Raw genomic sequence first — 20,433 nt, 5'->3', positions numbered from 1 at the left:
GTATTTTTTAGTTATTCAGTGAATTTAAAAACTCTTTCTGATCGTTCAGTTATAGCAAAATGTTGCTTTTCATACTTATGTAGTTTCCACTCTTTTTTATCTTCATCATACATAATAGTTAGTTCGCGAGATCTTGTATAATTATCGCCGTCCCGTTTATGATAGTCGAATAAATCTTCCAATTGGACGTTTGGTTCATGGAATGTATAATGTGCGCGCAATTTAACGGTAAACGCATTAATTGAATCATCGTACTCTGGTAGTGAAATGTTATGAACATCATAAACTGCTTCTAGAAACTCACCTTTATACTTTGGTTTCTTCTTTTTAACCTGATCCATTTTTGCATTGTGGTCATTTTTCATATTTTCAGTAATACCTTCTTTAAATAAATCAGGATCTTTCTTTGATAGGGAAACATGGTAGCTTTCCACGATATCGTTAATTCTTTCCATTAAGGCTACTTCTTCCTCATAATCAAAAACAATAAGGTGTTCGAATGTAATCTGATTTCCAGTAATACTTAATGGATCACTTTGAACAATTCCCCATGGATATTCTCTAGCAATATACGTTTCAATAGAACCATCTGTTGGGAATACACCAATAGATTGATTACCCTCCATTATTTTTTTATCTGTTTTTTCACCATTTATGTATAAATCCACCTCGTTAAAAGCAGAACTTACTTCCACTTCTGCTAGTGGTAATTCAAAATAGTGATTTTCTGCCTCTAAAACAGAGTCATAAAGCTCTATTTGTTCTACCTCTTCAATATCGGTGTACTCATTTTCAAATGCAGCTTTAACTTCATATAGACCTGGTGTATATGGGCCAAATCTTTGTTGGAATTCAGCTTTATCAGAAGTTGCCACTTTTTCGTCGTTAATGAATAAATCTATATCCTTTTCATTTGTTGTAAGTTCGATGTATGCAGGTGTCACTTCCAAATAGTAATCAGTGAAAAAGAGCCACTTTTTACCACCTTGTTTTAAGTTAAGTGTTCCATTTACACTATCTTCAGTTGGATCAAATAAATTCTTTTGCTGTAATGCTTTTACCTGCATATTTAATTTGGTTACTACATCATCGTATGCATCCTTGTCAGTTTGATATAAATCAATTAAACGTGCTGCATCTTTTTTGTTCATTTTAAATGAGTCATCATTTGGTTTTAGTAATTTCAATAGTGCGTTATCTTTTTTGTCTTGGACTGCACTTTCAAAAGATGCAACAACTTTTTCAGGATCGAATTTTGATTTTCCAATAAAGAAAAAGATAGTAAAAGCTGAAATGACGAGAAAGAGAATGGAAAACGTAGTAATGAGTATTTTTCTATTTCCCTTACCTTTTTCTATTAGTTCCGTTTCTTGGAGATTTGTACCACATTCTGGACAAAATTGCGTATCTTTTTCTTCGATTTGCTCTTTACAATTAGGACAAACCATATTTTATCATTCCCCCTTATAATAATTAAAGATAGTACCTATTTATCGTAACATATTTAACAGAAAAAATTATGCGTCTTTTATACTGTTTTTTGCATTCACTATAATATACTGTCAATTCTAATGTTACAACAATGTTACCGCAACTTTACAATTGTGTTACGAGGATTAAATTGTAAAAAATAGTAGGTACAAGGATGTAAGACAAAAATACGACTATAAATGTACTGCAAAATATAATTCCCAAAAAATGGGTAAATATAGAGAGGTAAACTGATAATAAACAAATATAATAGGGAAAATATGAATTATATTAATTTATGAGCGGAAATATTTATGTTTTTTAGTCTTCTAAACAAGAATAGAAGCACAAAGTATCTTATTTTTTAAAAAATAGGTACTAATAACCATTTTTGACAAAAGCTCTTTATTTTTTCCGAAAACTTAGTGATAATGATGTAAACAAGTTCGTTTGCTTATAAGAGGGGGAGAATTTATGAGCAAAGTAAAAATAATCCTATTTACAATGGATAAAACATATGCACAGTTCTTTTCGAATTTTATGATTAATCCAGAGAATAGTCAACGATATTCTATCCAGATTTATACTGAACTCGGTGTATTTAAAGAGAACACACGTAATAAAAAGTCACACATCTTGCTAACGGATGTAGAATTGAGCAATGAGGATCGTTTGCCTTTTGAAAAGGTTATTACACTATCAGAAGTTAATGATTCAGAAGATAATGTGGATTCGGTTTTTAAATATCAGCCTTTAAAAGATTTACTTACACATGTTTTAGCGAAGTTTTACGAAAATAGCGGTAAGGTAATTCCGAATAGGACCGGAAAAAATAAAGAATCTATTATATCCTTTTACAGTGGATCTGCTGGTGCAGGTAAGACGTTATTTGCACTATGCTTTGCAAGATATTTGTCGATGCAAGGAAAGAGAGTATTTTACTTAAATTTAGAGGGACTACATACAACTAGTTTATATTTTACTGAGGAGAAGCAATCCTCAGCAGAAGTTCTTTATTATTTAAAAAACAACAAAGAACGACTAATTTCTAAAATTGAGTCATTAAAGTCACGTGATTCTTTGACAAACATCGAGTATTTTTCATTGCCGCCAAATCCTGAGGAAATGGAAATCTTAAGTAGAGAGGAAATTTTAGGCCTCGTTCATGCACTGAAACAAACACAACATTATGATTATATCATCATCGATTTGGATAGTTCCTTGCATGAAAGAAATAAAGCCGCATTAGAAGTCTCAACGGAAGTTTTTTGGTTGCTAACAGCTGATCAAACAAGTTTTGAGCGTTCAAAACAAATTATCAATGAAGATTATTTAGAAACAGAATTAGATCAAGCAAAGATTCATTTTGTATTAAATAAAATTGGAGAAACTGACTTTGACGGGCTCAATGAATATAATTACAGCATAGAAAAGCGTGTTCCATTCAAGACAGCCTGGTTGGAAATGAGCGAAGAGCAAAAGTTTCAGAGTGACACAAAGATTGGGGAATCACTATTTCAATTGCTAAAAACCCATATGGTGAAAGCGGGGGTGTAAATATAGTGGTATCTAAAATAGCAATTAATGATGGAGAGAATCTATCGAAACAAACTAGAGCAATAGATAAAGAAGATGAAATAACAAAACAGCTCATTGAAAAGTTACGAGAAACATTAGACTTCATGCACTCTACTACAAATCAGGAACTTCTATTGATGATAGAAGAGACAGTTATTGAGTATGCACGGGAGAATCACCTATCATCTTCAATGATTAAGCGTATCGTAGATAGAATGTATCATGCATTTCGAGGATTAGGGGTTATTCAACCTTTGTTAGATGATCCTACTGTAACCGAAATTATGATAAACAATTATGACGAAATTTATATTGAAAAAGACGGTAATGTATCAGAAACAGATATAAAATTTGAAAATAAGCAAAAGTTGGAGGATATTATTCAGACAATTGTCTCTAGAGTGAACCGTGTTGTAAACGAATCAAGCCCAATAGTGGATGCAAGATTAGAAGATGGATCACGTGTCAATGTCGTTCTTCCGCCGGTTGCACTGAAAGGGCCTGCAATGACAATAAGGAAGTTCCCCGAAAAGCCATTGACTATAGAAGACTTAATAACCTTTGGGGCGATTAATGAAGAAGTTAGTTATTTCCTAAAACACTTGGTTGAAGCAAAATATAATGTTTTTATTGGTGGGGGAACAGGTTCGGGAAAAACAACATTTCTAAATGTATTGTCAAATTTCGTTCCTAAAAATGAGCGAATCATTACCATTGAAGATTCTGCTGAATTACAAATTAGACAAGTGCCTAACCTCGTTCAACTCGAAACTAGAAATGCAAATACGGAAGGTAAAGGTGAAATTACAATTCGCGACTTAATCCGTGCATCACTTCGAATGAGACCAAATAGAGTAATAGTTGGGGAAGTTCGGGGTGCAGAAGCGTTAGATATGCTTCAAGCAATGAATACGGGACATGATGGGTCCTTATCAACTGGCCATGCCAACTCTATTTATGACATGTTAAGTCGATTGGAAACGATGGTCTTAAGTGCTGCAGAATTACCAATTGGAGTCATACGTCAACAAATTAGTTCGGCAATTGATATTATGGTTCACCTTTCCAGATTCCGTGATCATTCACGTAAGGTTGTGGAAGTTGCGGAAGTACTAGGAGTAGAAAATGGTGAAATACAGTTAAACCCTTTGTTTATTTTCCAAGAGACAGGCGAAGATTCACGTGGAAAAATAGTTGGAGAATTGGTGAAAACAGAAAATAGATTAAAAGAAACAAATAAACTAAGGCTCGCAGGAAAGTATGATTTTCTCGAGGAGATAAAATTGGATAAAAAATAGTGTACTTAAAAGTCTTCCGTGTATAAAAGACTTAGAAAGTTGGTGAAAAGATGCCATTAGATAAAATCATAGGGACTATCGTTATTATTATTTTATTGGGTATTATTTTTACACGAAGAATTCTCATTTCAAGAAACAAGAAGAAACAATTGAAAGAACATGAATTAAAAGAAAAACAGCTACGAGAAAGAAGCATTGCTGCGATAAGGGATCGCACAATTGGTGGAGAGAAATTAATAGATTATGCGACTTACAAGATATCATTTCAAGAGTTTATAAAGTATTCATGTATTGCAGGAGCTGCCATTTTCGGTACTGCCTACTTATTTTACGGCAATGTGATAATCGCAGGGGTCGCTGCTTGTTTCGGTACATTTTATCCTAAATTTCAACGCAAAAATCTGATTGAAAAACGTAAAGATCAATTATCCTTACAATTTAAAGAGGCGATATCTTCTTTAGCGTCATCTTTAGCTGCGGGTCAGTCAATAGAAAATGCATTTCGGGACGCTCTAAAAGATTTGCGACTGCTATATACGGATGATCGCACATACATTATCCGTGAATTTAATCTCATTAATCGTCGAGTTGAAAACGGCGAAATGATAGAAAGAGCAATAGAAGACTTTGCTAATCGTTCTGATGTTGACGATATCCGTAACTTTGCAGACGTATTCATTACGTGTAAGCGAACAGGTGGCGATTTGGTAGAGGTAATTAAACGAACGTCAGACATTATTACAGATAAAATTGAAATTCAACAGGATATTAAAGTGTTAGTATCACAGAAAAAGTTTGAATCGAAAATTATGGCAATAGCTCCATTAGGAATTATATTGTTTTTAAAAATGTCTTCACCAGACTTTGTTGCACCGTTATATAAGTTCGGCACATTAGGTCCTATCGTCATGACGATCGCACTTATTTGCATTATTATCAGTCTATTGATTAGCCAAAAGATAATGGACATTAAAGTGTAGAAAGGAAAAACAACAAATGGTAATCAAACTAATTTTATTTGGCTTGTTAATCCTTATTATGATAGCAACAATAAAGAACAAACAAGTCTACGCTGGATTTATTAAATTATATCATGATGATATTTCATTACCGTTTATTGCACCTTATGCATTTGCGTTAATCGACAAGCTGAATTTTTCTCGACGCTTTCCACATCTCGTAAATACGATTCATCAAAAGATGATTATTTTGAGGGGAAGTAAATTATCGAGAGATTATACGAAAATATATTTAGCAAAGATTATTACAACGGTTACAATTCTTATCTTTTTTTCACTTGCGGCGGTAGTTGCGGACGATATGAATTATTCAAATATGGTATATGGCCTTTTATTAACTGCCATCATTAGTTTTTACTTAGTGAAGGATTTAGAGAAAAAAGTGAAACAAAGAAAAGAATCAATTATTATCGAACTTCCTGAATTTGTAAATAAAATTATATTATTAGTTAACGCAGGGGATACAGTTCAAGGCGCAATCCAAAAATGTGTATTACAAAATCAAAAAAGAATTTACGATTCACCGTTATATTTTGAACTGAATGAAGCTGTTAATAAGATGACCGCAAATGCACCGTTCCAGGAAGTGCTTAAAGATTTAAATTATCGCTGTGGGATTCAGGAAGTATCCATATTTACTACAACAGTCATGATGAACTATCGGAAAGGAGGGTCGTTGTTAGTCAATTCATTGAAAGAATTATCTGTCTCACTTTGGGATAAGCGAAAAACGGTAACAAGAATTAAAGGGGAAGAGGCATCATCTAAATTAGTATTTCCGATAATCTTTATTTTTGCATCAGTATTGTTAATCGTTGTTTATCCCGCAATTGCAATGTTTTAAAAAAATAATACTTAGGAGTGTAAAAAAATGACAACATTTATGAAGGACTTTTGGAAAGATGAAGAAGGATTAGAAACAATTGAGATTTTATTAATTTTGTCTGTATTAATTGTAATAGCTGTAATGTTTAAAGAGAAGATTACAACATGGGCAACAGATCTATTAGATAAAGTTGAGGACCAACTTGGCATATAAGATGTAATGAAGGAGGATATAATGAAATCTTTCATGAAAGAAGAACGGGGTAGCTTTACTATTGAAGCTACTCTCGTCTTTCCAGCTCTTCTGTTATTTACGCTAGTTTGTGTATTTTTTTGTATCATTATTTTTCAGTTAGGAACAGCAAATTATATTGCTCAAAAAGCAGCAGCACAAACCGCGTTTACGTGGAACAATTCACAAAAAGACCAGATAACTGGTGAATTCGATAAAAGTACTTATCCCGGTTTGTCCAATAGTACTGATGGATTATATTGGCGAGTTACAGATGATGGGATTATGGGTATCTTCGGATTAGATAATATATTTGAAAGTCAAGGTGGTCCCAAACAAACAAAGATTAGTAGAGCCGAAAATGCCTATCCTTATAATGTTAAAGTGGAATACCGTAACATTATTATCTATAGCGAAGTGAACACTACAGTTGAATCTACCCTCTTCATTCCATCTTTTGTCGAATCTTTATTAGGTGGTTCAACACTTACAGCAAAAGCATCACGTGTTGTAACAGACTCACCAGAGCTTATTCGAAACTTTAACTTTGCAAAGTATGTGTGGAAGGAAACGGGTCTTGGTGGCGCACTTACTAAGCTCATTTCATCTGTTGGGAAATTCTTTGGGAATGAATGATGTATGAGTACATATTGTTAAGAACCTATTAGCAATATCGAAAATACACCTTACGAGAAATGGGGTGATATATATTGAAGAAAAGGCTAAAGCGTTTAATAGTTGGAAATAAAGGTTCCGTTTCCATTTATGCGATCATCATTATTCTCCCAATATTTTTATTAAATGCTTTGTTTATCGATACTTTACGAATTATTTCAGCGGAACGTCAAATTGAAAATGCGATGGATACTGCATTACGTTCAACGATGGCATTATTTAATGAAAAACTATCTGGTGTCGGTTTGTTTAGTTATGCCGGTGATGCAGGAACTGCGAAAAGCGACTTTGATGGATTCGTTAAAGACCAGTTTCTTGAATCAGGTGAACTATCGGGAGTACATAATCTTGCAAACCCTGAAATTTCTAATACAAGTGTAAGCTTTGAAAATAGTCGAAATTTAGTCGACTTAGATGTTTTCAGACATCAAGTATTAGAAAGTATGAAATATCAAGCTCCAATGCAAATTGGTGATCAACTATTTGAGTTAATTTCTTCGGGGATTAAAGATAAAATCTCAGAAGACGAAATTGATCGGATAGAAAAATTACAAGAAACATACGAGGATATTATTACATTAGCAAAAGAACGTAACCGTAGGATAGACAAGGCTGTAAAGGAAATTGAAAAGTATAAGGAATTGGCACAAACAAAAATCAATAAGATGATAGGTAATAAGAGCGATTACAATTATGCTGGAAAGACGATACCAAATTATATTGGAGATATGGAAGGTGTCATCTATTACAGTGAAAGATATTTAAATTTAAAGAAAAAGGAAAAGAAAGATTTAACCAGTGAAAATAAAGATGAGATTAAAAATTTTGAGAATGAAGTTAAACGACTAAAAAAAGAGCATGTCAACTTGTTTAAACAAGAAAGAGGCTCCTTACAAGAAATTATAAAACAGTTTGTTGGTACTGGAAAGACAGCAAGTAATCCAAATAAAACTTCTGCCATGGGTATCAATGAACAATTGCGCGAGAAAATAAATGAACTTGATTTAGACAATATGCAAGTAGAAGATGAAGAGGTAAGAAGAGAATTAGAAATGCTGAAAAATCTTGCATTAGAGGATGAGTTCTTTTCCGAAATTATAACGGGAATAGAAGAAATGGAAGATGATTTTAAATCAACTGTTGGTAAAAGAACAGATGGAGAATATGTTAATTATACCATTTATCAGTTGGTTGAAGCTTTTTATGATAAAGCAACGTTTAAAGAGGATGAGGAAGCTAGAGACAATGCGAAAGACGATTTAGAAAACAGAATATTATATTGGATTAATAAGAAAAAACCTAAACATCAAGATTTTATAAAAGATACTTTGAATGGTCATTTAGAGACATATGAAAGTTCAAAGAAACTATTGAAAGATGTAAATTTTAAAGATGAAGAGGAAAAATCTGATGGCAGTTTTGGTGACTTGTGGGAGTTATTATTTTCGTTTGAAAATCTAGCCAACGATCAGGCTGAGTATGATAAGTTAGCGGAAATCATGGCACATTATGATGTAGCATCTGGGAATGCAGACTTAAATCAACCGAGTAAGTCAGGTTTTATAAAAGATGCATACAACCAAATGCGAGAATTCCTCAAGTTTCTATCTGACTTTCCAACATCTGTACGAAATGAGCTCTACATCAATGAATATATTTTAGCAAACTACGGATCAAATGAGCCGTATGAGCTAATAGGAAAAAGTGGTGATGCCTATTTATATGAAAATAAAAAGGCGGAGTTCATAACGTATGGTTACACAACAGCAGGTGTTAATTACTTTATGTTTATAAAGGATGTTGCACTATTGTTGTTTATTGTAAACTTGTTGGAAAATGTTCTGATGCGTGGGGGATTTTTAGGGCCTATAGGATTGTTGAGGGCAGTGGGGTTAGCTTTTGTCGAAACTGCAAATCAAATAGGTGATTTAACATCAGAAAGGGAAGAGTATACTCTTGAATGGAGTCCATTTAATATAAGATATAAAGTGAGTATGACTCCAAAATTATTTTTAAGAATTTTTATGTTATTGAAATCAAATGGCGAGACAAAAAATAATGAAAAGATAAGAAGATTACAAGCAGTAGTTACAAAAGAAACAGACATTAAATTAGATGAACATCCATCTTATATAGAAGGAGAAGTAGAGGGGAAAATCAAATTATGGTTTATCCCTGCTTTAACAAGGGTGTTGCCAAATAGCTCGGGAAATGTAAGTGGTAATGAATATGTTATTAAAAAGAAAAAAGTTTATTCATATTAATGGAGGTATACAACATGATAAAAAGAATGAGTGTTGCTATTTTATTAATAATGGGCCTGTTTTTAACGGCATGCTCAGGTAATGATGATGGGGATAAAAAAGAGGAACCAAATAATGAACAAGGAGCCTCAACATCTAATAAAGAAAAATCCAATGACAAAAATGAGTCGAAGGAGGGGAACATTTATCAGATTGGAGAAACTGCCAAAACGGAAACGAGTTCATTAGGCTATCCATATGAAGTTACGGTAAATAGTTATGAAGTTACTACAGATGATATAGAAGGTAAGTCATTAGAAAACTATAATTTAGATCCGGAAAATAGAGACAGATTTGTTGTGGTTAATGTAACGCTTAAAAATATTGGTGAAAAATCATTTATACCTAATGAGCAGCTTGCAGCAGATTTAGTATTTACTAATGGTGGATATGAGCATGACTTGGATTTTGACTTTTTCCTTGAAAGAAATAATGAACTATCTCCTGGTAATGATATTACTGGCAATTTAGTTTATACCAGTACTATCACAAAGTTACAAGATCAAACAAGTCTTCATTTAGTGTTTGAACATTATGCGGACGAAGAAATTCGATTCGAATTACCAGTTCCAAAAGAATAATTACTTAACTAGGGTAGACTTCCTACCCTTGGGATGGGATATATAATCTATATTTTCATCCCAAGAGTAGGAAGAAAGATTTATAGACAATGATAGGAAAATAGAAGTAGAAGTATATTCATATTAACGGGAGGTATAACAACATGATGAAAAAAATGAGTATTGCTATTTTATTAATATTGGGCCTATTTTTAACGGCATGTTCCAGTAATGGTGATGGGGATAAAAAGGAAGAACCAAATAATGAGCAGGGAGCACCAACATCTGACACAGAAACATCCACAGATAGTAGTGATTCAAAAGAAGGGAATATTTATCAGATTGGAGAAACTGCCCAAACGGAAACGAGTTCATTAGGCTATCCATATGAAGTAACAGTGAATAGTTTTGAAATTACAGAAGAAGATGTGGAAGGTCATTCGCTAGAAAGTTATAATTTAACGGCTGAGGAAGGGTCTAGGTTTGCAGTTGTGAATGTCACAATAAAAAATACAGGGGAAAAGTCATTTGTACCAAACAGACAATTATCAGGTGAATTAGTATATGCAAGTTCAAATGCAGCTGAACTAGATTATGATTTTGACTTTTTTCTAGAAAGAGATGAAGAATTAGCACCTGGAGATGAAATTACTGGTAACTTGGTATATACAAGCAGATCTTTTTTTGAAGAAGACACACTTTATTTAGTATACGAATATTTGGCGAAAGAAGAAATTCGAATTGAACTGCCGGTACCAAAAGAATAAAACTCTAATAAGGGTAGACTTCCTACCCTTTGGATGAAATATATAATCTATGTTTTTATCCAAAGAGTAGGAAGGGAGTTTCATAGAAAATAACTTCAATAAAGTACTTTAAAAGCGATTTAGGGTTTCTAAGTTAAATGGAGGATCCAAAAAGATAAGACGTGAGGGTAAATAAGTTTTGGTTTATTCCTTCTTTGACAAACGTGTTGCCGCGTAGTTCAAGAAATGCATGTAGTAATGAATACGTTATTAAATAAAAAATTATTCATATTAACGGGAGGCATACAACATGATGAAAAGAATGAGTATCATTATTTTATTAATATTGGGCCTGTTTTTAACGGCATGTTCCAGTAACGATGATGGGGATAAAAAGGAAGAACCAAATAATGAACAGGGAGCACCAACAACAGATAAAGAAAAATCTGATGGTAGTAGTGATTCAAAAGAGGGTAATATTTATCAGATTGGAGAGACTGCCAAAACAGAGACTAGTTCATTAGGTTATCCTTACGAAATAACTTTGAACAGTTTTGAAATTACTACAGAAGATCCAAAAGGTGTTTCAATAGATGATTATAACTATGAATCGGAGGATGGGGGAAGATTCGCTATTTTAAATGTTACTTTAAAAAATGTAGGAGACAAGTCGTTTGTTCCCAATGAGCAAATTTCCGCGAATATAGTTTATAGCAGTGGTGGTTATGAACATGACCGAGATGAAGAGTTTTTCCTGGAAAGAAATGAAGAGTTAAATCCCGGTGAGGAAATTACAGGTGAGTTGGTTTATACAAGTATGAAGTTTTTAAATGAAGAGAAACTTCATTTAATCTATGAATATCTTGCTAATGAAGAAATTCGATTTGAATTACCAGTTCCAAAAGAATAAAGTTATTGCTTTTAAGGATGTTCGAGTTATCAGTGTTAAATAGTGGAGAAAATAATGTCAAATTAAGATGGTTATTAGCAGTATGAATGGAGGCATACAACATGATGAAAAAAATGAGTATTTTATTAATAATGGGCCTGTTTTTAACGGCATGTTCAGGTAGCGATGATGGGGATAAAAAGGATGAACCAAATAATGAACAAGGAGCCTCAACATCTGATAAAGAAAGCTCCGATGATAAAAATGATTCAAAAGAGGGTAATATTTATCAGATTGGGGATACAGCTCAAACAGAAACCAGTTCGTTAGGTTATCCCTATGAAGTAACGGTAAATAGTTTTGATTTAACTACTGACGATATAGAAGGACATTCATTGGAAGAATATAATTACAATCCAGAAGAGGGGGGAAGATTTGCTGTTATAAATGTAACTATCAAAAATACTGGAAGTGAATCTTTTATTCCGAACCAACAAATGTCAGCAGATTTATTATTTGCTAGTACTGATGGTGGGGATACTGATAATAATGAGGACTTTTTCTTGGAAAGAGAGCAAGAACTTAAACCAGGAGATGAAATAACAGGGAATTTAGTTTTTGCCGATAGTAATTATTTATCGGAGGAAATTTTATATTTTGTATATGAACGTATGTCAAATGAAGAAATTCGATTTGAATTACCAGTCCCAAAAGAATAATTATTTAACTAGGGTAGACTTCCTACCCTTGGGATGGGATATATAATCTATATTTTCATCCCAAGAGTAGGAAGAAAAATTTATAGACAATCATAGGAAAACTGAAGAAGAAGTTTATTCATATTTACGGAGGTATACAACATGATGAAAAGAATCAGTATCACTATTTTATTAATAATGGGCCTGTTTTTAACAGCATGTTCCAGTAACAACGATGGGGAACAAAAGGAAGATGCAAATAATGAACAAGGAGCAGCCACAACAGAAAAAGAAAAATCTGATGATAGTAGTGATTCAAATGAAGGGAATGTGTATCAAATTGGAGAAACTGCCCAAACGAAAACGAGTTCATTAGACTATCCATATGAAGTAACAGTTAACAGTTTTGAAATTACAGATGAAGATGTAGAAGGTCGTTCACTAGAAAGTTATAATCTTAATCCAGAAGAGGGACCTAGATTTGCAGTGGTAAATGTGACGATAAAAAATACAGGTGATAAACCATTTACACCTAACCAGCAGATGGCTGCAGATTTAGTGTATGGAGAAAGTAATGGAGGGGAACAAGATCGAGATAATGATTTTTTTCTAGAAAGGAATGACGAGTTATTACCGGGAAATGAAATAACTGGTAACTTAGTGTTTACTAGTAGATATTTTTTAGATGAAAATACTTTATATTTAGTTTATGAACGAATGGCCAATGAAGAAATCAAGTTCGAACTTCCTGTGCCAAAGGAATAGTTACTATTAATTAATACATCTTTAAAATGCTAATCTGCGTGAATGAAAGGAGGAAAAAATGTGATATCTCTTCTTCGGCGGGAAAATGGGAGTATTACGATTGAGGCTGCTTTACTAATTCCTATCATACTTACATTTATATTGTTTTTAACATCTTTAGTTAAAATTTCTATTGCAGAGATGGCTTTACAAGATGCAGTCAGTGACACAGCTCAAACAGTTGCTCATTATACATTTTTGTCATTAGTAGCAGAGAAAAAAATTCAAGAAACAACGGATGGTTTTATTGATGATTTAAAAGATAAAGCTGGTGATAGTCTAGGAAATCATGACATCGCGAATAATCTACTTGAAAAACTTGCACAAATGGGTAAAGACTTAGTCCCGACATCAGGGCAAGTCATTGACAAGTACGGTGCAAAACCTTTATATGAAAAAGCAGTAAAAGATAAATATCGAGAAATTGTAAAAGGAGGAGATTTCTTTAATCCAGATGGAATTAAAATTTTTAAACATGAATATCCAAATACACGTAATGATGCAAAAGCGATAGTTGGAGCAGAAGTTGAATTAAAGATTGTTGTACCTTTTTTTGAAAAGAAAGTAAAGGTTAAAAAGTTAGCCACTGAAAGAGCTTGGGCGGGTAAATAAAGGGAGGTGTTTATCGTGTATGGACAGTTTATCATTTTAGCTTTATTTTTGGCATTTGTTTGCTATTTTGATATTAGATATCATCGTATACCAAATTGGCTAAACGTATCAGGCTTTTTTATTGGAATAATATATCATGTCATTGTTAATCAACTAAATGGATTTTTAGATGCTATGTTAGGCAGTTTAGCGGGTGGTGGGATTTTACTTCTATTATATGTATTTAAAGCAATTGGAGCTGGAGATGTGAAATTATTCGCTGCAATTGGTGCAATTTGTGGAGTTTTATTTACGCTGTATGGAATTATGTATTCGATTATTTTTGCAGGAATAATAGGCATAGTCATCTTATTATTAACGAAAACTTTTCTTGTCAACATGACGTTAGTTTTTATACATATGAAGGAATCATTACAAAAGAAATCACTCACTCCGCTCGATGATTTTAAAAATAATATATCCAATCGATTTCCATTTATTTATGCAGTCATACCAGGTATTGTGACATCATTTTATTACATGTATCTTGCATAGGGGGGAAGATAATGTCTAATCAAATCAAACAATTTCATATAGAAACAGTCCAATCAAATGGTGCATATCTAAAGTTACAACAATCACATTCAAATGGGTTTCCTGGTGAAGCATTTCAAGAGCTACAAATGAAAATGATCCAATCGAATGTTATTCCGAGACTAGTACCAATTAGCTTTGAAGATGTAAATGGTAAAAAATCAGTTTATTATCGTATTGAAGGTTTACGTATGCTCCGAGCGATTGCGAAAGAACGCCCATTAACAATGCAGGATTATTATACGTTATTTTTAAATATTATTCAGGCATTACAAGATTCGAGTAATCATATGTTGACAGAAGAAAACTATGTGCTTCATGAGGATTATATTTATATTGGGGATAATTACCATCAAGTTTATTTAATGTATTTGCCATTCAAGGAAATAGAAGAAACAAATTCAATGTACGATCAGTTGAAGAAATTGTTACTCCATATAGCAGGTGATGTTCAGGGCATACATGGTGGGCAATTTAAAATGATTTTAAACTATGTGAAAGATCCGGGTTTTAGTTTACAAGGATTAAAACACTTGCTTCAAGATCTCCAAGGTTATGAACCGAATGAAGTAAAAGATAATAATGTAAGGGTTGAGTCAAAAACTGAAGTCCAAATTGAAGAAGAAACTATTATAAAACAGGTGAAGAAATTACCTCCGCTATCAGGAAAAGAGAGGCTTTATAGTATTCTATTTGGTATATTGTTAATTGCAGTTAGCTGGAAATTAGCTGAAGGCGGATCCAAATTGATGTTCCTTATAGCAAGTATTTCCTCTCTCGTTGCCATAACTGGAGTTATAGTTTACTGGTTCGTTTGGCGACCAGGAGTTGAACCAATAATTACGGAAAAGGAAGTAAAGATAAATCGGCCTAAAAAGAAACAAAAAGTGGTAAATGAAAATAGTCATCGTTCTACACATCAACATGCTATTTCCTATAGCCAAAACCAAAATGGAATAAACCAAGATTTCGGTCAAAGTGAAGATGAAAAGGAAATTCATGCAATAATAAATCAAATGAAACAAGAGCAATTTAATAAACATGCATCAGAGAATCCTCAGCAAGGTTCAAATCAGCATGCCATTAACGATGATGATGTGTTAAATGATGTTCAACAGCATATAAATTCTGAAAACAAATATGAAGACAACCAAAACTTATCTTCAGAGGAAAGTCATATGGATTATTTTAGAGAGAATCATATAAATGACATCCGACAACCTATGTCAAATGCTTATCCCGATGAAACAGTTTTATTAGAGACGGAATTATTGGGTGAACCAACACCAACAGTTAAAAACATTCTCATTACAGAAAGAAATGGTAAAGAGGAAGAAATTAGTCTTGAAGGAGAAACAGTTATTATAGGACGCGCAGAAAAGGGAACGAATATAATTAATAAAGACCGCAGTATCTCCCGATTGCACATAGAACTTACAAGATTATCTGATACGTATGGATTGAAGGACTTAGGTTCTAAAAATGGAACCTTTATTAATAATCAACGCGTTAATCCACATGAGATTTATGAATTAAAAGATGGTGATCAGATACAAATTGGTAAGACTTATTATACGTATAAAGTATATAAGGCAAAAGTAGAAGTACTGTAATGTTAGACAAAACTTTAGCATAAAATAATATAAACGGACATACAAAGGGACAGAAATGACAAACATCAATCATTTCTGTCCCTTTTAATTAGCAGTAGCATTTAAAAAGACTGATGTTACTACAAAATGAAACGAAAGGAATGAATAAATTGAAATCTTCAACTGTATTAAAATGGATATCAGGTGGATTAGAGGCATTTTGGGGCTTTCCAATTATTGGAGGAACGTTTGTAATCGGATTGGCATATACGCCATTAATGTTGATGTTTATACTCCACATTATTACACTCATTTTTTCACTTATCCAGGATAAAAAAAGTGCATGGAAGTATACTTGGAATCATTACATCCGTAATTGCTTGGATTCCAATATTAGGTATGCTTATGCATATTTTGACTGCGGTGTTTCTAATGATTGATGCCTATCAAACCCAGAAGCGCGACACAATGATTATTGATTGATGAAGACAACATAAACCAAGTCGTGATTTTACTATGTCGTGTTGTGAAACTATTGGATAGAGAAAGACAATCCTTAATGCGAAAAGAATATTTATTTAAAATTTAACTGACTCTCCTCGTCATGTTTTTGTAATTAGCAAATATATTATATAGTATGGTACTATAATAGTTATGATAGGAACGAATGAGGGAGGTATGGCAGATGAGTGACCATCATCAGTTGAGTCGTGTAAATAAATATGAAAAACGTAGAAAAACTACGAAATCTATTTCTATACTAGTATTGATTGCAAGTATCCTCATTCTTACGTTAATTGGAAAATGGATATTTGGAGGAAGTAATGATGCAGATACGACTACAAAGGATGACCAAAACATTTCACAAGGTCAATTCGATAATGAAGAAAATAATAATGGAAATGATGTCGAGTCATCAGAGGCAAATGCTACAATAGATGAAGATGACAAGGATTCTGATGTTGAAGAGGAAGACGAAGAAAATCAAACAGAAATTGAAAAAGAAATGATAGAGACTTCAGATGCGAATGTCATGGAAGCATATACAGCGAATTGGCAGCCAATTGGCACCGAACAATCAGGACCTCATACGACACAATTTAAAAAGGATACACAAGACTGGCTTGAAATGGAGCGAGCTATTCAAGTTGCTACTGGTTTAAGTGAAGATAATATGGTTACCCATTTTATTGGGAATGGGGGAGAGCCAAATAAGGTTGTTGGCACGGTCACGTCGAATGATAAAACAGAAATCTATCGTGTATATTTAACATGGGTAGATGAACAAGGTTGGCAACCAACGAAAGTTGAGCAACTAAGGGAAATTCGGTAGGAAATCAATATTTGGAGGAAACAACATGACTATAGGTATAATTGGCGCAATGGATGAAGAAATTGCACTATTGCAATCAGAGATGATAGATAATAAGGAAGAGACTGTTGCAAATTGTCTATTTATTTGTGGTAAATTGAAAGGGAAAGATATTGTTTTATTAAAATCAGGTATAGGTAAAGTGAATGCTGCGATGGCAACGACAATTATGCATGAACGTTATGCACCGCAACAAGTGATTAATACAGGTTCGGCAGGCGGATTTTCGACTGAATTAAATATAGGTGATATTGTCATTTCAACAACAATTGTTCATCATGATGTAGATGCAACAGCTTTTGACTATGCCTACGGTCAAGTGCCTAATATGCCTGCTGTGTATGAAGCGGATGCAAAACTAATGAAACAGGCAGGAGAAGCTGCAGCAAAGTTATCAGTTAAAGTAGTGAATGGTATGATTGCTACTGGGGACTCTTTTATGGATAATCCAGAACGTGTTGCATTTGCAAGAAATAAGTTTCCTGAGATGAAAGCTGCTGAAATGGAAGCTGCAGCAATCGCACAAGTATGTTATCAATATAACACACCATTTGTTATTATTCGTTCTTTATCTGACATTGCAGGTAAACAATCGTCTACTTCATTCGATGAATTTTTAGAAATAGCAGCTACAAATGCTGCTACACTCATTATCAATATGATAGAAAACTATTAATTTACCATGAGTTACCTATAAAAAATGATTATCAATCATGATATGATTCCTTTAGGCGTAAAAAGGGGAATCAATCATGCATGATAGAAGGAAGCAGCTTGTTCAAAAGATAAGTGATTATAAACATTTTATCGTTGTTCTACTTATCGTGAGTAGTTATTTATATGTTGGGGCGTATCATGATTTGTATATGGATCCGAGGGAAGATGGCGAAACTCTAATATTATTATCTTTGTTACTTGTTATTACTAGCGGTCTATTTTTCATACGCATGTTACGACTCAAAAAAAGAATAAAAAAAAATGAGCTATAAGAAGCTCATTTTTTTATTTTGCAAATCTACAGTTCAGACAAGATGGACGCTTCTTTCATATTTCAGCAAATCTATATGTTACGAAACATTGTATGTGGATGTCTGAAAGGGAATCTAACTTGCTCACATTTAAGTTTATTGATTTCTCTTCCTGCGTTCTTTCCGATAGTATTCATGAAAAACCTTCATTAATGCGCGCTTTTCGATACGTGATACATAACTACGAGATATTTTTAACTTTTTAGCAATTTCTCTTTGTGTTAGCTCTTTGTTATTATTTAAGCCATAACGGTAAATGATAACTTGTTTTTCACGTTGGTCAAGAACAGAGAAATAATCCTTCATCTTCGCTATTTCCATATTCAACTGGATATGCTCAATAATATTTTCATTTTCAGCCTCCAGGATATCCATTAAACTAATTTCATTACCTTCCTGGTCCTGACCAATAGGATCATGAAGTGAAACATCCTTTTTCACTTTCTTTAAACTTCTTAAATACATAAGTATTTCGTTTTCTATGCATCTCGCAGCATATGTCGCCAGTTTTGTCCCCTTGCCAGTTGAGAAACTTTCAACTCCTTTGATAAGACCAATCGTTCCGATGGATATAAGATCTTCTGTGTCCTCACCAGTGTTCTCAAACTTTTTAACAATGTGGGCAACTAAACGTAAATTATGTTCAATTAACTTGTTTCTTGCTTCGTGTACACCATTTTGCATTTGTTCGATATATTTCTTTTCTTCTTCAGGGGAGAGTGGCTGGGGAAACGCCTGATTTTTGACGTACGATACAAAGAAAATGGCTTCTTTAATGAGCATTGCTAGGGCACTTAAAATACCTGACAAACACATACACCTCCAAAAAGTTAGGCTTTAGCCTATACAACATCTTTATGAAGGAATATATTGTTTTGTGTCTGTCCTATTCAAAAAAATTAAAGATATTAAAGTTATTATGGAGTCATTAGTTTTCCTGGGGTTTTATTTATTGTTAAAACTAATTATCTAAGGGAACAGCTTAAAATAGACGAAAATAAAGTGACGTCATGTCACTTTATTTTTCAACATAAAATTGTTTTTCTGCTTTCGCTAATTCATCTTGTTGATTATTGATAACAGGTTTCACTCCAGTTTTATGTGCTGCTCGAGAAATCATATGGCCAGATACAGGCGCAGTTAGTAAAATAAATATGATGGATAAAATGAGTTTGCCGCTAATAATATTATTTTCAATATATAAAAATAGGAACGCTCCAATGAGAATGGCTGCAAGTCCTAGAGTAGAAGCCTTTGTAGCAGCATGTAACCTTGTATAAATATCAGGGAATCTGATAATTCCAATGGAACTTGATACAATAAAAAATGTCCCAATTAACAAACTTAAAATGATGATAATGTTTAAAATGATGTTAATCCATGTCTCGGTCAATGATAACACCCTTTTCTAAGTATTTAGCAATCGCTACTGTACCTAAAAACGATAATACTCCGATTAATAAGATAACATCGTTTAGTTTTGAAGTGGTCAACGTAATTGCCATTAATGCTGCAACTGCCATTAAATTAATACCAATTGTATCTAGTGCAACAGCGCGATCAGCATTTGTAGGTCCAATAATGATACGATAAACTAACAAAAGTAAGGAAATAGCAATCCCAAAAGCACTTATTATAACAGTGTAATTTAGCAAGGTTTCTGTAAACTCTAGAAACGTTGTCATCTCGTCACCTCCATAATTGCCTTTTCAAAGGTGTTTTTAATTGAGTGAATGGAGTCTTCTATATTGTCGATATCCATTGCATGGATATATAAATACGTTTGATCGTCAGATACAGCAACTGTTAGTGTACCTGGTGTTAATGTTATTAAATTTGCTAATAGTGTGATTTCCCATTCACTCTTTACTTGCAACGGTAGTGCAAAAATACCTGGTTCGGTCTTTAATTTTGGTGTATAAACAAGTTTAACAATATCGATATTTGAAAGAATAAGTTCCTTGATAAACAATACGATTAACTGCATAATTTTAAATAAACGATCCAAATAAAATCGGCCAGGTACATATCGATTTAGTAATAGAAGGAGCAGGATACCTAAAATATAGCCCGTGACAAAGCTTTGAATCGTGTAAGCTTCATTCAGAAACATCCACATAACTGCAATAATCATATTCACTATTATTTGAAAAGACATT

24 protein-coding genes are annotated in these 20,433 nt (G+C 33.2%); 19 read left to right on the top strand and 5 right to left on the bottom strand.

All coding sequences use genetic code 11. The annotated features are described in order from the left end of the window. Positions 1-11: 11 nt before the first annotated feature. Positions 12-1,448, bottom strand: a complete 1,437-nt coding sequence (locus ACFFIS_RS03165) for a zinc ribbon domain-containing protein (RefSeq protein WP_390186122.1) — start codon at positions 1,446-1,448, stop codon at positions 12-14. Between the two features lie 496 nt (positions 1,449-1,944). Here ACFFIS_RS03165 and ACFFIS_RS03160 point away from each other — a divergent pair, with 496 nt between their 5' ends. From ACFFIS_RS03160 to ACFFIS_RS03070, 19 genes are all read left to right on the top strand, one after another. Next, the gene (locus ACFFIS_RS03160) at positions 1,945-3,027 is read left to right on the top strand and encodes an AAA family ATPase (RefSeq protein ID WP_390186120.1); all 1,083 of its coding nucleotides are present in this window, start codon (positions 1,945-1,947) and stop codon (positions 3,025-3,027) included. A 125-nt stretch (positions 3,028-3,152) separates the two neighbouring features. Beyond that, a complete protein-coding gene (locus ACFFIS_RS03155) occupies positions 3,153-4,346 on the top strand; it encodes a TadA family conjugal transfer-associated ATPase (protein ID WP_390186182.1) in 1,194 nt (397 codons plus the stop codon). 50 nt (positions 4,347-4,396) lie between these two features. Beyond that, entirely contained in the window at positions 4,397-5,326 is a 930-nt protein-coding gene (locus ACFFIS_RS03150; protein WP_390186119.1) for a type II secretion system F family protein, read from the top strand. A 16-nt stretch (positions 5,327-5,342) separates the two neighbouring features. Next, the gene (locus ACFFIS_RS03145; protein WP_390186117.1) at positions 5,343-6,209 is read left to right on the top strand and encodes a type II secretion system F family protein; all 867 of its coding nucleotides are present in this window, start codon (positions 5,343-5,345) and stop codon (positions 6,207-6,209) included. A 27-nt stretch (positions 6,210-6,236) separates the two neighbouring features. Further along, the gene (locus tag ACFFIS_RS03140; RefSeq protein WP_320379257.1) at positions 6,237-6,404 is read left to right on the top strand and encodes a Flp1 family type IVb pilin; all 168 of its coding nucleotides are present in this window, start codon (positions 6,237-6,239) and stop codon (positions 6,402-6,404) included. A gap of 21 nt (positions 6,405-6,425) precedes the next feature. Further along, entirely contained in the window at positions 6,426-7,058 is a 633-nt protein-coding gene (locus ACFFIS_RS03135) for a TadE family protein (RefSeq protein WP_390186116.1), read from the top strand. Between the two features lie 74 nt (positions 7,059-7,132). Further along, entirely contained in the window at positions 7,133-9,361 is a 2,229-nt protein-coding gene (locus tag ACFFIS_RS03130) for a hypothetical protein (protein ID WP_320379254.1), read from the top strand. Between the two features lie 14 nt (positions 9,362-9,375). Further along, a complete protein-coding gene (locus tag ACFFIS_RS03125) occupies positions 9,376-9,981 on the top strand; it encodes a DUF4352 domain-containing protein (protein ID WP_390186115.1) in 606 nt (201 codons plus the stop codon). Between the two features lie 143 nt (positions 9,982-10,124). Beyond that, a complete protein-coding gene (locus ACFFIS_RS03120) occupies positions 10,125-10,727 on the top strand; it encodes a DUF4352 domain-containing protein (protein WP_390186114.1) in 603 nt (200 codons plus the stop codon). Between the two features lie 289 nt (positions 10,728-11,016). After that, positions 11,017-11,616, top strand: a complete 600-nt coding sequence (locus ACFFIS_RS03115) for a DUF4352 domain-containing protein (RefSeq protein ID WP_390186113.1) — start codon at positions 11,017-11,019, stop codon at positions 11,614-11,616. Between the two features lie 101 nt (positions 11,617-11,717). After that, positions 11,718-12,314 carry a DUF4352 domain-containing protein gene (locus ACFFIS_RS03110; protein ID WP_390186112.1) on the top strand — a complete coding sequence of 199 codons (597 nt, stop codon included), beginning with the start codon at positions 11,718-11,720 and terminating at the stop codon, positions 12,312-12,314. A 141-nt stretch (positions 12,315-12,455) separates the two neighbouring features. Next, a complete protein-coding gene (locus tag ACFFIS_RS03105) occupies positions 12,456-13,058 on the top strand; it encodes a DUF4352 domain-containing protein (RefSeq protein WP_320379249.1) in 603 nt (200 codons plus the stop codon). Between the two features lie 60 nt (positions 13,059-13,118). Continuing rightward, entirely contained in the window at positions 13,119-13,709 is a 591-nt protein-coding gene (locus tag ACFFIS_RS03100) for a TadE/TadG family type IV pilus assembly protein (protein ID WP_320379248.1), read from the top strand. A 15-nt stretch (positions 13,710-13,724) separates the two neighbouring features. After that, positions 13,725-14,243 carry an A24 family peptidase gene (locus ACFFIS_RS03095; RefSeq protein ID WP_320379247.1) on the top strand — a complete coding sequence of 173 codons (519 nt, stop codon included), beginning with the start codon at positions 13,725-13,727 and terminating at the stop codon, positions 14,241-14,243. Positions 14,244-14,254: 11 nt separating this feature from the next. Beyond that, complete coding sequence (locus ACFFIS_RS03090) at positions 14,255-15,895, top strand: DUF6382 domain-containing protein (protein ID WP_320379246.1); 1,641 nt, start codon at positions 14,255-14,257, stop codon at positions 15,893-15,895. 149 nt (positions 15,896-16,044) lie between these two features. Beyond that, entirely contained in the window at positions 16,045-16,314 is a 270-nt protein-coding gene (locus ACFFIS_RS03085; RefSeq protein ID WP_390186111.1) for a hypothetical protein, read from the top strand. A gap of 245 nt (positions 16,315-16,559) precedes the next feature. After that, positions 16,560-17,207 carry a YrrS family protein gene (locus ACFFIS_RS03080; protein WP_390186110.1) on the top strand — a complete coding sequence of 216 codons (648 nt, stop codon included), beginning with the start codon at positions 16,560-16,562 and terminating at the stop codon, positions 17,205-17,207. A 25-nt stretch (positions 17,208-17,232) separates the two neighbouring features. Further along, positions 17,233-17,922, top strand: a complete 690-nt coding sequence (gene mtnN / locus ACFFIS_RS03075) for a 5'-methylthioadenosine/S-adenosylhomocysteine nucleosidase (protein ID WP_390186109.1) — start codon at positions 17,233-17,235, stop codon at positions 17,920-17,922. 76 nt (positions 17,923-17,998) lie between these two features. Next, complete coding sequence (locus ACFFIS_RS03070) at positions 17,999-18,235, top strand: YrhC family protein (RefSeq protein ID WP_320379243.1); 237 nt, start codon at positions 17,999-18,001, stop codon at positions 18,233-18,235. Positions 18,236-18,370: 135 nt separating this feature from the next. On the opposite strand, the gene sigK is transcribed toward ACFFIS_RS03070, so the two are convergent. From sigK to ACFFIS_RS03050, 4 genes are all read right to left on the bottom strand, one after another. Further along, on the bottom strand, positions 18,371-19,084 hold the full coding sequence (sigK, locus tag ACFFIS_RS03065; protein ID WP_390186108.1) for an RNA polymerase sporulation sigma factor SigK: 714 nt from the start codon (positions 19,082-19,084) through the stop codon (positions 18,371-18,373). 208 nt (positions 19,085-19,292) lie between these two features. Beyond that, positions 19,293-19,667, bottom strand: coding sequence for a monovalent cation/H(+) antiporter subunit G (gene mnhG / locus ACFFIS_RS03060; protein WP_390186107.1), 375 nt, complete (start codon positions 19,665-19,667; stop codon positions 19,293-19,295). After that, positions 19,648-19,959, bottom strand: a complete 312-nt coding sequence (locus ACFFIS_RS03055; RefSeq protein WP_320379241.1) for a Na(+)/H(+) antiporter subunit F1 — start codon at positions 19,957-19,959, stop codon at positions 19,648-19,650. Before ACFFIS_RS03055 ends, mnhG begins: the two co-directional genes overlap by 20 nt. Continuing rightward, a complete protein-coding gene (locus tag ACFFIS_RS03050) occupies positions 19,956-20,432 on the bottom strand; it encodes a Na+/H+ antiporter subunit E (RefSeq protein ID WP_320379240.1) in 477 nt (158 codons plus the stop codon). Before ACFFIS_RS03050 ends, ACFFIS_RS03055 begins: the two co-directional genes overlap by 4 nt. Position 20,433 lies beyond the last annotated feature (1 nt).

Source organism: Paracerasibacillus soli (assembly GCF_042432965.1).
In the GTDB taxonomy this organism is placed as follows: domain Bacteria; phylum Bacillota; class Bacilli; order Bacillales; family Amphibacillaceae; genus Paracerasibacillus; species Paracerasibacillus soli.
The sequence above is the reverse complement of the archived record's forward strand: the minus strand, read 5'-3'. Positions and strand labels throughout refer to the sequence as shown.

Coding starts and splice junctions, on each gene's coding strand:
- ACFFIS_RS03165 (WP_390186122.1), bottom strand. CDS start 1,448: ATGGTTTGTCCTAATTGTAAAGAGCAAATCGAAGAAAAAGATACGCAA.
- ACFFIS_RS03160 (WP_390186120.1), top strand. CDS start 1,945: ATGAGCAAAGTAAAAATAATCCTATTTACAATGGATAAAACATATGCA.
- ACFFIS_RS03155 (WP_390186182.1), top strand. CDS start 3,153: ATGCACTCTACTACAAATCAGGAACTTCTATTGATGATAGAAGAGACA.
- ACFFIS_RS03150 (WP_390186119.1), top strand. CDS start 4,397: ATGCCATTAGATAAAATCATAGGGACTATCGTTATTATTATTTTATTG.
- ACFFIS_RS03145 (WP_390186117.1), top strand. CDS start 5,343: ATGGTAATCAAACTAATTTTATTTGGCTTGTTAATCCTTATTATGATA.
- ACFFIS_RS03140 (WP_320379257.1), top strand. CDS start 6,237: ATGACAACATTTATGAAGGACTTTTGGAAAGATGAAGAAGGATTAGAA.
- ACFFIS_RS03135 (WP_390186116.1), top strand. CDS start 6,426: ATGAAATCTTTCATGAAAGAAGAACGGGGTAGCTTTACTATTGAAGCT.
- ACFFIS_RS03125 (WP_390186115.1), top strand. CDS start 9,376: ATGATAAAAAGAATGAGTGTTGCTATTTTATTAATAATGGGCCTGTTT.
- ACFFIS_RS03120 (WP_390186114.1), top strand. CDS start 10,125: ATGATGAAAAAAATGAGTATTGCTATTTTATTAATATTGGGCCTATTT.
- ACFFIS_RS03115 (WP_390186113.1), top strand. CDS start 11,017: ATGATGAAAAGAATGAGTATCATTATTTTATTAATATTGGGCCTGTTT.
- ACFFIS_RS03110 (WP_390186112.1), top strand. CDS start 11,718: ATGATGAAAAAAATGAGTATTTTATTAATAATGGGCCTGTTTTTAACG.
- ACFFIS_RS03105 (WP_320379249.1), top strand. CDS start 12,456: ATGATGAAAAGAATCAGTATCACTATTTTATTAATAATGGGCCTGTTT.
- ACFFIS_RS03090 (WP_320379246.1), top strand. CDS start 14,255: ATGTCTAATCAAATCAAACAATTTCATATAGAAACAGTCCAATCAAAT.
- ACFFIS_RS03080 (WP_390186110.1), top strand. CDS start 16,560: ATGAGTGACCATCATCAGTTGAGTCGTGTAAATAAATATGAAAAACGT.
- mtnN (WP_390186109.1), top strand. CDS start 17,233: ATGACTATAGGTATAATTGGCGCAATGGATGAAGAAATTGCACTATTG.
- ACFFIS_RS03070 (WP_320379243.1), top strand. CDS start 17,999: ATGCATGATAGAAGGAAGCAGCTTGTTCAAAAGATAAGTGATTATAAA.
- ACFFIS_RS03055 (WP_320379241.1), bottom strand. CDS start 19,959: ATGACAACGTTTCTAGAGTTTACAGAAACCTTGCTAAATTACACTGTT.
- ACFFIS_RS03050 (WP_320379240.1), bottom strand. CDS start 20,432: ATGTCTTTTCAAATAATAGTGAATATGATTATTGCAGTTATGTGGATG.